Annotated in this window: 14 protein-coding genes; 8 read left to right on the forward strand and 6 right to left on the reverse strand. The window is 48.4% G+C overall.

What is annotated here, in order from left to right; genetic code table 11:
* The 4 genes from P1P86_06420 to P1P86_06435 form a co-directional block, all read left to right on the forward strand.
* Positions 1-312, forward strand: a 312-nt coding sequence (locus P1P86_06420) for an ISNCY family transposase (protein ID MDF1574811.1), incomplete at its 5' end; no start/stop codon positions are given.
* 480 nt (positions 313-792) lie between these two features.
* Positions 793-2196 (forward strand): Gfo/Idh/MocA family oxidoreductase, encoded by a 1404-nt coding sequence (locus P1P86_06425; protein MDF1574812.1) that lies wholly within the window; start codon positions 793-795, stop codon positions 2194-2196.
* A 13-nt stretch (positions 2197-2209) separates the two neighbouring features.
* Positions 2210-3091: a PIG-L family deacetylase gene (locus P1P86_06430; GenBank protein ID MDF1574813.1), complete on the forward strand. Its 882-nt coding sequence runs from the start codon at positions 2210-2212 to the stop codon at positions 3089-3091.
* A 127-nt stretch (positions 3092-3218) separates the two neighbouring features.
* A complete protein-coding gene (locus P1P86_06435) occupies positions 3219-4031 on the forward strand; it encodes an NIPSNAP family protein (protein ID MDF1574814.1) in 813 nt (270 codons plus the stop codon).
* 52 nt (positions 4032-4083) lie between these two features.
* On the opposite strand, the gene P1P86_06440 is transcribed toward P1P86_06435, so the two are convergent.
* Positions 4084-5478 carry an adenylate/guanylate cyclase domain-containing protein gene (locus tag P1P86_06440; GenBank protein ID MDF1574815.1) on the reverse strand — a complete coding sequence of 465 codons (1395 nt, stop codon included), beginning with the start codon at positions 5476-5478 and terminating at the stop codon, positions 4084-4086.
* Positions 5479-5516: 38 nt separating this feature from the next.
* Between P1P86_06440 and P1P86_06445 the strand changes: the two genes are divergently transcribed.
* Together P1P86_06445 and uvrB are read left to right on the forward strand one after the other, a co-directional pair.
* Positions 5517-6545: an endonuclease gene (locus tag P1P86_06445; protein MDF1574816.1), complete on the forward strand. Its 1029-nt coding sequence runs from the start codon at positions 5517-5519 to the stop codon at positions 6543-6545.
* A 1-nt stretch (position 6546) separates the two neighbouring features.
* The gene (gene uvrB / locus P1P86_06450) at positions 6547-8565 is read left to right on the forward strand and encodes an excinuclease ABC subunit UvrB (protein MDF1574817.1); all 2019 of its coding nucleotides are present in this window, start codon (positions 6547-6549) and stop codon (positions 8563-8565) included.
* A 23-nt stretch (positions 8566-8588) separates the two neighbouring features.
* Here uvrB and P1P86_06455 read toward each other — a convergent pair whose 3' ends face one another.
* From P1P86_06455 to P1P86_06470, 4 genes are all read right to left on the reverse strand, one after another.
* Positions 8589-9101, reverse strand: a complete 513-nt coding sequence (locus tag P1P86_06455) for a HAMP domain-containing sensor histidine kinase (GenBank protein ID MDF1574818.1) — start codon at positions 9099-9101, stop codon at positions 8589-8591.
* Positions 9071-9724 (reverse strand): PAS domain-containing protein, encoded by a 654-nt coding sequence (locus P1P86_06460; GenBank protein MDF1574819.1) that lies wholly within the window; start codon positions 9722-9724, stop codon positions 9071-9073. Before P1P86_06460 ends, P1P86_06455 begins: the two co-directional genes overlap by 31 nt.
* Before the next feature lie 119 nt (positions 9725-9843).
* A complete protein-coding gene (locus tag P1P86_06465) occupies positions 9844-10704 on the reverse strand; it encodes an RNA polymerase sigma factor RpoD/SigA (protein ID MDF1574820.1) in 861 nt (286 codons plus the stop codon).
* 132 nt (positions 10705-10836) lie between these two features.
* Positions 10837-12273 carry a Do family serine endopeptidase gene (locus tag P1P86_06470; GenBank protein ID MDF1574821.1) on the reverse strand — a complete coding sequence of 479 codons (1437 nt, stop codon included), beginning with the start codon at positions 12271-12273 and terminating at the stop codon, positions 10837-10839.
* Positions 12274-12426: 153 nt separating this feature from the next.
* Here P1P86_06470 and dapF point away from each other — a divergent pair, with 153 nt between their 5' ends.
* Positions 12427-13221, forward strand: a complete 795-nt coding sequence (gene dapF, locus P1P86_06475; protein MDF1574822.1) for a diaminopimelate epimerase — start codon at positions 12427-12429, stop codon at positions 13219-13221.
* On the opposite strand, the gene P1P86_06480 is transcribed toward dapF, so the two are convergent.
* Positions 13183-13698 (reverse strand): flavodoxin domain-containing protein, encoded by a 516-nt coding sequence (locus P1P86_06480; protein MDF1574823.1) that lies wholly within the window; start codon positions 13696-13698, stop codon positions 13183-13185. The genes dapF and P1P86_06480 overlap by 39 nt on opposite strands.
* Positions 13699-13839: 141 nt before the next feature.
* Here P1P86_06480 and P1P86_06485 point away from each other — a divergent pair, with 141 nt between their 5' ends.
* Positions 13840-14157, forward strand: coding sequence for a hypothetical protein (locus tag P1P86_06485; GenBank protein MDF1574824.1), 318 nt, complete (start codon positions 13840-13842; stop codon positions 14155-14157).
* The last annotated feature ends 15 nt before the right edge of the window (positions 14158-14172 follow it).

Genomic DNA, 14172 nt, shown 5'->3' on the forward strand with positions numbered 1-14172 from the left:
AAGGCACTGCTGGAAGAGCATGTCGAAAGGGTTGTGATGCCCAAGAAGGGCAAGCCCAATAAGCAGGAAAAGGAGGAAGAAAGTCAGCGGCAGTTCAAGATACTGAGGAATAAACACAGTGCGGTGGAATCCAATATCAATGAGCTTGAACACAGAGGTCTGGATCGATGCCCTGATCGTGGTTATAAGAATTTTAAGCGGTATATCGGCCTTGCAGTTGCTGCATATAACTTGCGGCGCATTGGCCAGGAACTAATTGCCATCCAACGCAGGAAGGAGCAGACCGAAAGAGAAATAAGAGCAGCTGCATAAAGGCTGCATCGAAATATATGATCAGATTGTCATCACACATGGGGATGGTATGTCCTTGAGGGTGAAATTATGATCCTAATTGTGAAATTCGGGTGACGTAAACCTGAAACAGATGAAGAAAGGTTCGCCTTGGATCTTCTGGAGCATGAAGAAAAAGAGCTGGTTAAACAGAAATTGAAAAAACAGGTGTTTTCTTTGAGACACTAATTAGCAAGATTATATTTGAGCTTTCCCCCATTTAGCTTTCAGATCAGGATTTTATTTTCTATTTTGATGCCCATTCATTACCCTCCCCCATGAGAGAGATTATATACCCGAAGAAACTGGATGTGCCCTGTACGCTGGGCAATATATTTGACCTTCAGGAATTTTTCTGCAGCGGCAGACAAACCCGTTCTATTGCACACATTGAGCTGAAAAAATGCGAAAATATCCATTACAACTAATTTCTTTTAAGCCAATCACTTATTCCACATTCCCATGAAAAATTCAAATAAGCAGAACTCCAGGAGATCCTTTCTGAAAAAAGCAGCGCTGGGTGCTGCTGCTGTAAGCTCTGCTCCTGCAGTGCTGTCCCGGAATTACAGGCAAAGTCTGCTGCTGGATTCCAGGTCCTACAAAGCTGAATCCCGGGCAGCCAATGATCAGATCAACCTGGCCCTGATCGGTACAGGGATCCAGGGCATCTTCGATACCATTTCGGCCCTCAGGGTCCCAGGTGTAAAACTGGTAGCCACCTGCGACCTCTATACGGGAAGACTGGCCCGAGCCACAGAGCTCTGGGGAGGGGATATCTTTACCACCAGGGATTACCGGGAGATCCTGGACCGGAAAGATGTGGATGCCGTGATTATTGCCACTCCTGACCATTGGCACAAGCGGATCAGCATCGAAGCACTGAAGGCCGGGAAAGCGGTCTATTGTGAAAAACCCATGGTACAGAACTTTCATGAAGGACATGAGCTTATCGAAGCCCATCAGAAATCGGGCAAGGTCATGCAGGTGGGCAGCCAGGGCATGTCCTCCCTGGGAAATGAAAAAGCCAAGGAGCTTTATGAAGATGGAGCTATCGGAGAGATTGTCATGCTGGATATGTATAACGACCGGTACTCCTCGGAAGGGGCCTGGAACTATCCCATCCCTCCCGATGCCTCTCCTGAAACCGTTGATTTTGATACCTTTCTGGGTAGCGCTCCCAATGTTCCATTCGAATTAAAACGGTTTTTCAGATGGAGAAACTACAAAGACTACGGAACCGGAGTAGCAGGAGATTTGTTCGTACATGCCTTTTCCACGCTTAACTTTATCCTGAGCTCCAACGGTCCGGAAAGGGCACAGGCAACCGGAGGTCTGCGGTACTGGAAGGATGGCCGGGATGTCCCCGATGTGACCATAACCCTATATGATTATCCGGAAACCAAAACACATGCAGCTTTCAATGCTGCATTCCGTGTGAATTTCATTGCCGGGAACGGAGGAGGAGGCGGATTCCGTCTGGTTGGAACTGAAGGGGAAATGCAGGTGGACTCTGATAGCATCAGACTGATCCGGGCAAAACTGGGAATGAAGCCTGAAGCTTATGCCCTGATTGCTCATACGGAAGAGAATCAGAAGAAAATTATAGCCGCCTATGATAAGAAATTCGCCGATGAAAGATCCAAGGACCTGAATATCGGGGAGACCAGCTGGGTGGCCCCATCGGACTATAAAGGATCTCATTACGACCATTTCTACAACTTCTTCGAGGGGATCCGCGGAAATAAAGAAATTATCGAAAATCCCACTTTTGGTCTGCGTGCTGCCGGTGCTGCCCTTCTGGCCAATGAGAGTTATTACAAGGGACATCCGGTTCAGTGGGACCCTGATGCCATGAAACTAATCTAACAGAATGATATCTATGAAGAGAGTCCTTTTTTCAATCTGCCTTCTATTAATGGCAGTATTCCTGTTTGCACAGGATCAGCCCTTAAATGTAATAGTACTGGGTGCGCATCCCGACGATTGTGAAGGCGATGCGGGTGGTCTTGCTTTGCTGTATGCCAGGATGGGACACCATGTGAAATTTGTTTCTCTTACCAACGGAGATGCCGGACACTACGCCATGGGAGGCGGAGCCCTGGCCAAGGTGCGAATGGCCGAGGCAGCAGAAGCCGGAAAGAGACTGGGAGTGAAGGAATATGTGGTCATGGATAACCACGATGGCGAGCTGATGCCCACCCTGGAGAACCGGCTGAAGGTGATCCGGGAGATCCGGAAATGGAACACCGATATCGTGATTGGTCCCCGGCCCAACGATTACCATCCGGATCACCGCTATACGTCCATATTAATGCAGGATGCAGCTTTCATGGTCATAGTCCCCAATGTGGCTCCCGATGTACCCCCGCTGGAGAAGAATCCGGTATTTCTCTATGCCGAGGACCGTTTTCAGAAACCAAATCCATTTGAAGCTGATATTGCCATCGATATTGATGAGGTCTTTGAACAGAAAATCAGCGGGATGGCTGCCCATACTTCTCAATATTTCGACTGGCTTCCATGGACCTCGGGAACCCTGGATCAGATTCCCGAGGATGAAGCAGCCAGGTTAAGCTACCTGGCCAAACGAAGGACATTCAGTCCCGGCGCATCCACCAGGGAGGCCCTGATCAAATGGTACGGAGAAAAGGGCAAGACTGTCCGGCATGCCGAAGGCTTTGAGATCTGTGAATATGGCAAGCAACCCAGCCAGGAAGAGCTGCAAAGGCTGTTCCCGATGCTTCCTCAGAGAGCCGACTGAATTTTCCGGAAGAGATACTTCCGGGATCCCTCGTAAATGGATCCGGTTTACCATTGCAGGAAGCCAGTAAGAAAGCAAATGCTGCAAAGAAATTGCCTATCTTGACATGGAACCTAAGACGATTCTCATGAAAAACACCACCTTGTTACTCCTTGCATTTTCGATCCTGATCCTGAGCTCCTGCACTCAAGCGGAAGACCAGACCAGGGCTGAAGCTGTTCAAGGCGAAAGCCTGCAGAGAGATTACTTCCAGCTGAAAATCTATAATTTTCAGAACGAAGAACAGGAAGCCCTCCTGGATGTTTATTTCCGGGATGCCCTTCTTCCCGCACTTCACCGCAACGGCATACAGAATGTGGGTGTCTTCAAAGCCATAGAAGAACTCATTGAACGTAAGGACTTTATAATCGTCCTGACGCCCTTCAACTCCCTGGATCACTTTGAAAAGCTGGATGCCCTTTTAATGGAAGATGCGGAGTACCTGCAATCTGCCGGCAACTATTTGAACGCTTCACACGATAATCCACCCTATGCGCGCATCGAAAGCATGATTTTGCGCTCCTTCAGCGCCACACCAGAATTAGTATTACCGGATTTGAACACCGCCCGTTCGGAGAGGGTTTATGAACTCAGAAGCTATGAGGCAGCCACTGAAAAGTTGTATAAGCTGAAAGTTGAAATGTTTAACGAAGGCGAATCGGCCCTGTTCCAGGAACTGAAATTCAATCCGGTCTTCTTTTGCGAAGTGCTCTCCAGTGCACATATGCCTCACCTGATCTACATGACTGCTCATGCAGACAGCACGGCTCAGAAGGAAAACTGGGATGCCTTTGTAAACCACCCGGAATGGGAGAGAATGAAGAACCTGGACAAATACCAGAATACGGTTTCAAACATCACCAGAACCCTGCTCTATCCGACCGAATACTCGGACTATTAGAGATTCAGAATCTTCTGCAGGGCTTCCCCTGAGAGAGCTCCCATCGAAGGAATCAATCCCCGGTGATCAGCCTGCGGATGCGTTCAATCTGCTTCTGCTTGTTTACTTCCCGTAAGCTCCTTGCAGTTTTGGTAAAGTAGGAGTGACTGGAGATGAATCTTAACTGCAGTTTGTTCCATTCGTTCAGTGTCCCGATCTTATCCTGTTCACTCAGCTCCTTATAGAGGGTGTTGGACACGGGTATCATATCGCTCCTGCCCAGGTAATCCAAATCCGCATCACATATGATCTGCTGATAGATATCCCCAGGCTCCGGTGGAAGTTTTGTGGCCATAATGATCCTGCAGATCTTTTCGATCTGCTCCTCCGAGTAGCCATATTCAGGCAGAAACTTCCTGGCCAGTTCAGTACCATGATATTCATGGTCGTCATAGGAAATGATGTGCCCCGCATCATGGAACAGGGCGGCAGTCTTTAAAAGCAGTATTCCTTCATCGTCAAGCCCCTCCGCCCAACCGATCAACTCCACCTCGGTGACCACATCCACCGTATGTTTCACATTGTGGTAGTAAAGGTACCGGGGCAGTTCATTTTCAAGCCTGTCCAGGATCATCTCCTGGATATCCGTAAACTGAATCAACTTGAATTTCGTATTGAACAAGGCATTGGGCATGACTCCCCTCCCACGCATGGAGAACTCCTGTCTGATGCCGTTTACCACAAACATCTCCAGGTCGCCCTTGTATTTAACTGGCATTTTTCCGTAATACTCACAAACAAAAAACTCCTTGATCAGCTCGTAGGTCATCACTGAAATCAGGATTTTTCCACTATCGCCCACCCCCTGCATGCGGTGTGCTATATTGACCGTATCGCCTTTAATATCATAAGTTATCTTTTTCTTACCGGAGATGGTAGCGCTAACCGGCCCCGTATGAATACCCAGGCTCAGGTTCCAATAGCGGATACCATCGATCCGCCTGAGCTGATTCAGAAAAATATTCATCTCCAGTGCCGCCATGACCACGTCGATGGGATTGGTGATGTTCTTCACCGGAATTCCCCCTGCGGCCATATAGGTATCCCCGATGGTCTTGATTTTATGGATCTTGTATTTTCTAAGGATCCGGTCGAATTCAATCAGCACTTCATCCAGCTGGTCCATGACCACTTCGGAAGAGTCGTTATCGGTGAGATGCCTGAATCCGGTGATATAGGCAAAGAGGACCGTCGCCATCTTATACTTTCTGATCCTTTCTCCGGCCTCCTGGTACCTTTCTTCCTTCATTCCCAGGCGGGCATCTTTCAGGCGCAATTTCAGGTTTTCATTTTGTTCCGAGAGCCCAGCAACAGCCTTCTGCAACTTTTCATTCCTGGCATAAAGGTCCTGGTTCTTCTTTACCAGTTTTTGGATCCGCTTTAACAGTTCATCCCTCTTTTGTCCCATTATGTTTAATATCTTTGTCCAATAAGCTAATTACACGCATGAAAAACAGGGCCTTTTTTGCTGCACTCATACTCCTTGGCTTGCAGCCTCTCTACTCTCAGAAGAACGTAAAATCCTTCCTGGTGGTTTCATATAATGTGGAAAACCTTTTCGATACCGTCAATTCTCCTCTCTTCGAAGATGATGAATTCACCCCTTCCGGTGAAAAAGAGTGGACCTGGGACCGGTACCAGAAAAAACAGAACGATCTGGCCAGGGTTTTCCTTTCCATTCCCGGCAAGGAGCTCCCGGCTCTTATCGGATTATCGGAGGTTGAGAGTAGTGAAGTTCTGGAAGATCTGACCAGAGTCAGGGGCCTTCGTAAAGGGGAGTATGCCTTCGTCCATGAAGATGATAAAGATCCACGTGGTATTGAGTGTGCCTTGCTGTACAAGCCCGAATTCTTCAAATACAAGTCGCATGAATATGTTCCCATTGAGGATCCTGTGGATCCGGACTACCTTTACAGGAGAATATTGCATGTGCAGGGAAGAGGACCGGACGGGTCCAGCCTGCATATATTTGTGAATCACTGGAAATCCAGAAGCGGAGGAGTACAGGAAACCGAAAGGCAGCGGATGTTTTCAGCCATAACACTCCGCAAGCAACTGGATATACTGATGGCCAGGGAGCCGGATTATAAAGTGATTATCATGGGCGACTTTAACGACGAACCTACAAACCGGAGCATCAGCCACGGACTTTCGGCCCTGAACAAACGCCGGAATATCCAGCTGGGAGAGCATTACAATCTCTTCTATGATCTCCACAACACAGAGGGCAAGGGGACCTACAATTACCAGGGCAACTGGAACATGCTGGACCAGATGATCGTCTCCTACAGCCTGCTGAACCAGGAGAGGGGCCTGAGCACGGGATTCGAGAACGGGAAGATTCTGAAAGAGGAGTGGATGTTATATCCCAGTGAGAAATATGGAGAGAGCCTGCCCTCTGCCACTTACGGGGGACCTGAATACTACGGGGGACCCAGCGACCATCTCCCCATCTATGTGGAATTCACCTGGTAGCATGGAATTCAGACTTACTTCGGATTATAAACCTACCGGTGACCAGCCGGATGCCATTCAGCAACTGGTGGATGGATTCAGGGCCGGGGAGCAGTTCCAGACTCTTCTGGGAGTAACCGGATCCGGAAAAACCTTTACCGTGGCCAACGTGATCCGGGAGCTGGAGCGGCCGGTCCTGGTCCTCAGTCACAATAAAACCCTGGCAGCACAGCTTTACAGCGAATTCAAACAATTCTTTCCTGAAAATGCAGTGGAGTATTTTGTCAGTTATTACGACTACTATCAGCCCGAAGCCTATCTCCCTGTTACGGATACTTATATCGAAAAGGACCTCTCCATCAACGATGAAATTGAAAAGCTCAGGCTAAGCACTACCTCCTCCCTGCTATCGGGACGCAGGGATGTGCTTGTGGTCTCTTCGGTGTCCTGTCTATATGGTATCGGGAATCCTGCCGATTTCCACAACTCCACCATCCGGGTCCGCAAGAACGAAATGCTTAGCAGGAATGTGTATCTGCGCAGACTGGTGGATGGCTTATACTCCCGGAACGAAGTGGACTTTAAGCCAGGGACCTTCCGCGTGCGGGGCGATACGGTGGACATTCACCTGGCCTACCGGGACCTGGCCTACCGGGTGGAATTCTGGGGCGACGAGATCGATTCCCTCAAATCCATCCACCCGGTGACGGGACACACTATCGAGGAACATCAGGAGGTCGTAATCTTCCCGGCCAATATATTCATCACCTCCAAGGAACGCACAAAGGCCGCCATTGAGGAGATCCAGGACGACATGATGAAGCAGGTGGATTTCTTTAAAAGAGAGCAAAAACTCATTGAGGCACAACGGATAGAAGAGCGTGTCACCTACGACCTGGAGATGATCAGGGAACTGGGATATTGTCCGGGCATTGAGAACTATTCCAGGTATTTTGACGGCCGTCCCCCGGGCACCAGGCCCTTCTGCCTTCTGGATTATTTCCCCGATGATTTTATTACAGTGATTGATGAAAGTCATGTCACCCTTCCCCAGGTTCACGCCATGTATGGCGGAGACTATTCCAGGAAGAAGAACCTGGTGGAATATGGCTTTCGGCTTCCGGCGGCAGTAGATAACAGACCGCTCAGGTTCAATGAATTTGAGAACCTCATCGGGCAGACTCTGTTCGTTAGCGCCACACCGGCTGACTATGAGCTGGAACGCTGTGGCGGGATTATCGTGGAGCAGGTGATCCGTCCCACCGGACTGCTGGATCCGGCCATAGAGATACAGCCAAGTCTGAACCAGATCGACCACCTGATCGGTGAGATCAACCAGCGTGTGGATAAGCGGGAACGGGTCCTGGTTACCACACTGACCAAAAGGATGGCAGAGGAGCTAAGCAGCTACCTGACCAAATTGAACATCCGGACCCGGTACATCCATTCGGATGTGGATACCATGGAACGGGTGGAGATCCTGGAGGGGCTCAGAAGGGGCGATTTTGATGTACTGGTCGGAATCAACCTCCTCAGGGAGGGACTGGATTTGCCGGAGGTATCCCTGGTTGCCATCCTGGATGCTGATAAAGAGGGCTTCCTGAGATCGGAACGCTCCCTGACCCAGACGGCAGGACGGGCAGCAAGGAACCTGAACGGGAAAGTGATCATGTATGCCGACAAGATTACCGGCTCCATGCAGCGGACCATAGATGAAACCAACAGGCGCAGGGAAAAGCAACTGGGATATAACGAAAAGCACCAGATCACCCCTACCCAGATCATAAAATTAACATACAGTCTCTTTGACAAGAGCCTCGAGCAGAAGAACATACAGAGTGCCTATGCAGACCAGGCAAAAAGTGATCTTGCCGCCGATCCGGTCGTCAGATATATGGGAAAGCCGGAACTGGAACGTGCCATAGACGCGGCCAGAAAGCAAATGGAAAAGGCGGCCAGGGAGCTGGACTTTATCGAAGCTGCCCGTTTCCGGGATGAAATGTATGCCCTCCAGGAGCTAATAAACAATCTGGATAACTGACAGGCATAGTAAAACAAGAAGCCTCATTGCTCCAAGGACACGGGATAATCGACAAAGAAGGTGGTCCCTTCAGGACCAGAGCTGGTAAAGCCCGCCTTTCCTTTCAGAAACTCTTCACTCAGCAGCTTTATGCTGTATGTTCCCAGGCCCCTTCCGGTTCCCTTTGTGGAAAATGATCGCTGAAAAATCTGCAATTGTACTTCCCTGGGAATTACTCCCGGATTTTGTACACTTATCCGGACTTTTTCTCCGTTCTTCACACAGGAAAGTGTAACGATCTCTCCGTCTTTTATGGCTTCCAGTGCATTTTTGATCATATTGCCGAGAATACGGCTCAGGATGACTGCATCAGACAGCATAATAACATCTTCACACCTGGAATCCAGCTCAATAACTTTTCCTTTTGCCTCCTCATGCCCCATATACTGGTTCTTGATCCTTTCCAGGAGCTCCAGGGTGCCAAATTCCATCAGCTTTAACCGCAGTTGCCCCTTTTCGGCCTGAATTAGCTGAGTGTAGGAGTCAATCTCATCCAACAGTTATCGGATAGGTCCATAATCATTTTCCAGATCTTATCGCTTTCGCCTTTCTCCATGCTTAATCTGCTGAATCCCTGAATGACTCCGGCCGTGTTCTTCACGTCATGCAAAAAGAGCCTCTCCAGAAACCCCTTTCTCTTTTCATCCGCTATATCAGACACTGAGAACACGATGAACAGCTCTTCCTGATGTTTCAGCTGTGAGGCCGTAACCCTTAGATCCAGAGCCTGATGACCGTCCTTTAGCCTGATTCTGCACTCCTGCACATCCAGGCCACTCTCCATACTGTTCAGAATTGCCCTGACAGCTCCGCACTCCCTGCAATATTCGCTTGTGCCACAGCCACCTTCCATCATATCTGCAAATACACATCCCAGAGCTTCTCCTGCACGCAAACCCAGTAGGGATGTCACATCGACTTCTCCCAGCAGATTCATAAACGCTTTATTGGCAAAAACAAGCTGACGCTGTTCGTTCAGGATCAGGATCGCCATGGAAACAGAGTCCAACACACTGATTAACATGTGATTATCCTTGAAGTGCTGGTATTGCCTCCTGATCTCTTCCTTATCAGCACGCCATGCAGGCGCAAACCAGGTAATGGCTCTTTTCTCTTCCATGGAATGTTGCGTCTTTTAGTGGGAGCCAATATAGCAAAAACAGGGATATTAGCGGAAAGGCGTCACAACAAAAACGGGGTCACCAAAAGGCAGCCCCGTTTCACGATCAAAATTATGTCTTACCCCAGGTATGTCTTCAAAAGTTTACTCCTGGAAGTGTGGCGCAGTCTGCGTATCGCTTTTTCCTTGATCTGACGCACACGTTCGCGGGTCAGTCCGAATTTTTCGCCAATCTCTTCCAGGGTCATCTCCTGACAGGCAATGCCAAAGAATAGTTTAATGATATCTCTTTCCCTTTCGGTAAGCGTGGCCAGAGCCCTGTCTACCTCGCGGGATAAAGATTCATTGATAAGGGTGTTGTCCGCATTTGGAGAATCATTGTTCACCAGAACATCCAGCAGACTGTTGTCTTCACCATCGACAAAGGGTGCATCAACGGAAACATGTCTTCCCGAAACACGGAGTGTGTCAGCCACTTTCTCCTTGGGAAGATCGAGGGCTTCAGCGAGCTCCTCCGGGGTAGGGGTTCTTTCATTCTCCTGCTCGAACTTCGAAAACGCCTTATTAATCTTGTTCAGTGAACCAACCTGGTTCAGTGGAAGGCGTACGATCCTCGATTGCTCTGCCAGTGCCTGGAGGATCGATTGCCTGATCCACCACACGGCATAGGAGATAAACTTAAAGCCCCTGGTTTCGTCAAATTTTTCAGCGGCCTTGATCAAACCCAGATTCCCTTCATTAATAAGGTCGGGCAAACTAAGCCCCTGGTTCTGATACTGTTTAGCCACTGATACGACAAACCTCAGATTTGCCCGGGTGAGTTTTTCCAGGGCGGCCCGGTCGCCCTTTTTGATCCGTTGAGCCAATTCAACCTCTTCCTCAACAGTGATCAACTCTTCCTTACCAATCTCCTGCAAATACTTGTCTAACGAAGCACTTTCCCTGTTGGTAATGGATTTTGTGATCTTTAACTGTCTCATGTACTACTTCTCCAATCAAATGAATAGATAAAAAATCTTTGCAAATGTACCCGCTTATTTATCTTTAGTCAATTTAAATAAGCATTATTTTAATATATCTGTAATATGCAGGTAATATGGATCAGGGAGATTCTACATGCCAAAAGCATAATAAGATCTGGAACCGTTCCGGTCTAAACCCTCAATAATAACCCCTCCTTCAGAATCTTTCAATATAGCCGCAATATCATTAACACTGCCAACCGGCTTTTTGTTTACCGAGGTCAGCACAAATCCCTCCTCGATTCCAACCTTTTTAAACTTTCCATTCCGGACCGATTTAACTTTGAGGCCATGGCCTATACCCAGACTTTGCTTCTCCCTTTCCGACAGTGGTTCAAAACTGGCACCCAGCAACTCCATCACATCATCTCTCTTCACAATTTCGGTGTTCCCTTCTAAGTTACGCAAGATCAGGTCAAATTGTTTCATGTTTCCGTCTCTTTTAACAACTACCTTCACCTTCTGTCCGGGCCGGTACTTGGATATCACTTCCTGTAACTCGGCGGAACTGTTTACCCTTTTATTATCAATGGAAATGATGATATCCTTTTCTCTGATTCCAGCATTTCGGGCAGCGCCATCCTCACGGACACGCACCACATAAACTCCTTCAATCTTGTCGACATCTTCCTGCTGGACCAGTTCAGCCGTCACATCTCTGATCTCGACACCCAGTATAGCTCTCTGCACTTCTCCATATTCCATAAGATCCTGAACAATTTTTTCCACGATGGTTACCGGAATTGCAAATGAATAGCCGGTAAAGGCTCCGGTTCGGGATGCAATGGCCGTATTAATCCCTACCAGTTCACCCCTGGTGTTTATCAGGGCGCCACCGCTGTTTCCAGGATTAACCGCTGCATCGGTCTGGATAAAAGATTCAATACTAAACTCCTGGGATCGCAGAATATTGATATTTCTTGCCTTGGCACTTACGATCCCGGCGGTAACGGTGCTGGTAAGGTTATAAGGGTTTCCGATGGCCAGCACCCATTCTCCCAGGCGAAGTGCATCCGAATCTCCAAATCTCAGACTGGTAAGCCCTTCGGCATCCACCTGAAGGAGGGCCAGGTCCGTAGTGGGATCGGTCCCGATGAGCCTGGCACTGAACTCCTGCTTGTTATTCAGCACCACCAGGATTTCATCCGAACCGTCAATCACATGATTATTGGTCACGATATACCCTTTTTCCGAGATAATCACTCCACTGCCAAAACCAAGTATAGGCGGCGCTTCTCCCCGGGGTTGATCCCCGTAAAAGAATTCATACAGGGGATTTACCTGATACTCCCTGAACACCTTGGTCTTTACATGGACAACCGCATTGATGGACTGTTCCACCGCCGCTGTAAAATCAAGCGCGCTGCCCGATTCGACTCCCGGGAGACTGACATAGCGGTAGCTGTTTTCCACAGGCACTTCCACCACAGCCGCCTCAGGTTGAAACCACCTGGCATATACAAAAATTGCAGCCATTGCACCCAGAACTGCGACCACAAATAAACCCAAGAATCTTCTTGCTTTCATTATACTGTATTTTTAATTAATAACTTTGTTTCGCGGAATTCCTGTTTTCAAATTCCGTGCCTTTAACATGGCAATTTACTATCATAACAACTTGAATCGAAGAAAAATTGGTAAACCTAAGGCCTTTTAACCTTTTTTAACGCACCACACCCTATGCTTGTTCAATTCTCTAAATATCATGGTACTGGGAATGATTTCATTATGATTGACGGAAGGCATCTGCAAAGCTCCCATTTTCACACTGAAATTATCAGACAGCTCTGCGACCGCAGGTTCGGGGTGGGCGGAGACGGACTCATTTTCCTGGAGAAAAGCAGTCGCTTCGATTTCACCATGCGGTATTATAATGCAGATGGCAAAGAGGGAACCATGTGTGGGAACGGCGGCCGCTGTATTACCGCTTTTGCCAGGAGACTGGGAATCACAGGCCGGGAAACTGTATTTGAGGGGATCGACGGGACACATAGTGCATCCATCGGGACTCATGGGGAAATTCGGCTGAAACTGGCAGATGTGTCGGGGATTCAGCAGCTGGAAGATGGTTACCTGCTCAACACGGGATCCCCCCATTTTGTAATCCTCGCGGCGAACCTGGAGGAAACTGATGTGGAGGGTATTGGCGCGGAGATCAGGAAGCAGAAGAGGTTTGGACCCGGAGGTGTGAATGTCAACTTTCTGGAGGCAGATGCCTCTTCAGCTCAGATAGCAGTCAGGACCTTTGAACGGGGAGTGGAAGCAGAAACCTGGTCCTGCGGGACCGGTGTCACCGCCGCTGCCATTACGGCCTGTTCACATTTCAATACTGACATAAGGTCATACCAGGTCAGGACCAGAGGGGGAATGCTGAATGTCTCCTTCAGGGTCCTGGATAAGCAAAACTTTAGTGAAATCTACCTGACGGGACCTGCGTCATATGTGTACGATGGGTCCGTCGATATTGCTATCTGATCCGAGCTCATGGATGGTCCGGGCAAACTGCAGGATCCTGTGAAAATCAATATCCGGTTCCTTATTCAGCCGGGCGGCCTTCCTGGTCATGATCTTCTGCAGCAGGTTCATCTTCTTGATATTCAATTCTCCCCCGAAGAACCCGCTGGCCAGAGCATGCTCCACCAGCTGTGACGGGAAAGCGCGGTCGATCAGCTCCTTCTCATTGGCATCCGGGTCCATACAACACACAAATAGCCCAACCTGCTTTTTTAAGAGTATATCCAGATTGCTGGTGCAAAATTTATGAACGGACCGCTGGATCATCCCTTCGTGGATGGAACCTCCCACAATAATGGTATCATGCTTCTGCAGGTTATACCTTCTGCGGCTGGAGATACGGATCATCTCCACCCCTTCTCCAAGATCTTCCTTCAACCTGGAGGCACACTGTTCTGTGCATCCCAGTGTAGTCGAGTATGCAATAAGGGTTTTCATGTGTTTTTTTTCCTCAGGGCGTTTTAAAAGTACACTATTTGTTAATAAATCCCTGCTCTTCAGCTTCTATTTTTTATCTTAATTGTACCACAGGAATAACAATTTGATATACATTTACGTATTAGAGGTAAAACAGCATATATGTCGGACAAAAAATCAGAAGTCAGAAAAGCTCCTGTCATTAACGATGGAGCCAGGAAAAAGAGAGCCCAGAAGAAATACTCCCTTCCGGTAATCGGACATTTCGCCGACAGGAGTGTGGAATTTAAAAGCATCCTGGAAGCTGAGCAGGTCACCGGAATCCCTTACCACCTGATCTTCGAGGCTTGTATTGGAAAGATATTTAAAGCCAAGAATGTGCACTGGGAATTCAAGAAAGGTAACCACTATATCAAATACAAAGCCTTTTATATCAATGCGCAGGACAATTACAAACGAGTTAGCGGATTTAATGGCTAGGAACCTGTTCCTGAC

Source organism: Bacteroidales bacterium (assembly GCA_029210725.1).
In the GTDB taxonomy this organism is placed as follows: Bacteria; Bacteroidota; Bacteroidia; order Bacteroidales.

Bases quoted from the DNA above. Each gene is read 5' to 3' on its own strand.
- P1P86_06470 (MDF1574821.1), bottom strand. From the start codon at position 12,273: ATGAAAGCAAGAAGATTCTTGGGTTTATTTGTGGTCGCAGTTCTGGGT.
- P1P86_06445 (MDF1574816.1), top strand. From the start codon at position 5,517: ATGAAAAACAGGGCCTTTTTTGCTGCACTCATACTCCTTGGCTTGCAG.
- P1P86_06430 (MDF1574813.1), top strand. From the start codon at position 2,210: ATGAAGAGAGTCCTTTTTTCAATCTGCCTTCTATTAATGGCAGTATTC.
- P1P86_06460 (MDF1574819.1), bottom strand. From the start codon at position 9,724: ATGGAAGAGAAAAGAGCCATTACCTGGTTTGCGCCTGCATGGCGTGCT.
- uvrB (MDF1574817.1), top strand. From the start codon at position 6,547: ATGGAATTCAGACTTACTTCGGATTATAAACCTACCGGTGACCAGCCG.
- P1P86_06425 (MDF1574812.1), top strand. From the start codon at position 793: ATGAAAAATTCAAATAAGCAGAACTCCAGGAGATCCTTTCTGAAAAAA.
- P1P86_06435 (MDF1574814.1), top strand. From the start codon at position 3,219: ATGAAAAACACCACCTTGTTACTCCTTGCATTTTCGATCCTGATCCTG.
- P1P86_06465 (MDF1574820.1), bottom strand. From the start codon at position 10,704: ATGAGACAGTTAAAGATCACAAAATCCATTACCAACAGGGAAAGTGCT.
- dapF (MDF1574822.1), top strand. From the start codon at position 12,427: ATGCTTGTTCAATTCTCTAAATATCATGGTACTGGGAATGATTTCATT.
- P1P86_06485 (MDF1574824.1), top strand. From the start codon at position 13,840: ATGTCGGACAAAAAATCAGAAGTCAGAAAAGCTCCTGTCATTAACGAT.
- P1P86_06440 (MDF1574815.1), bottom strand. From the start codon at position 5,478: ATGGGACAAAAGAGGGATGAACTGTTAAAGCGGATCCAAAAACTGGTA.
- P1P86_06480 (MDF1574823.1), bottom strand. From the start codon at position 13,698: ATGAAAACCCTTATTGCATACTCGACTACACTGGGATGCACAGAACAG.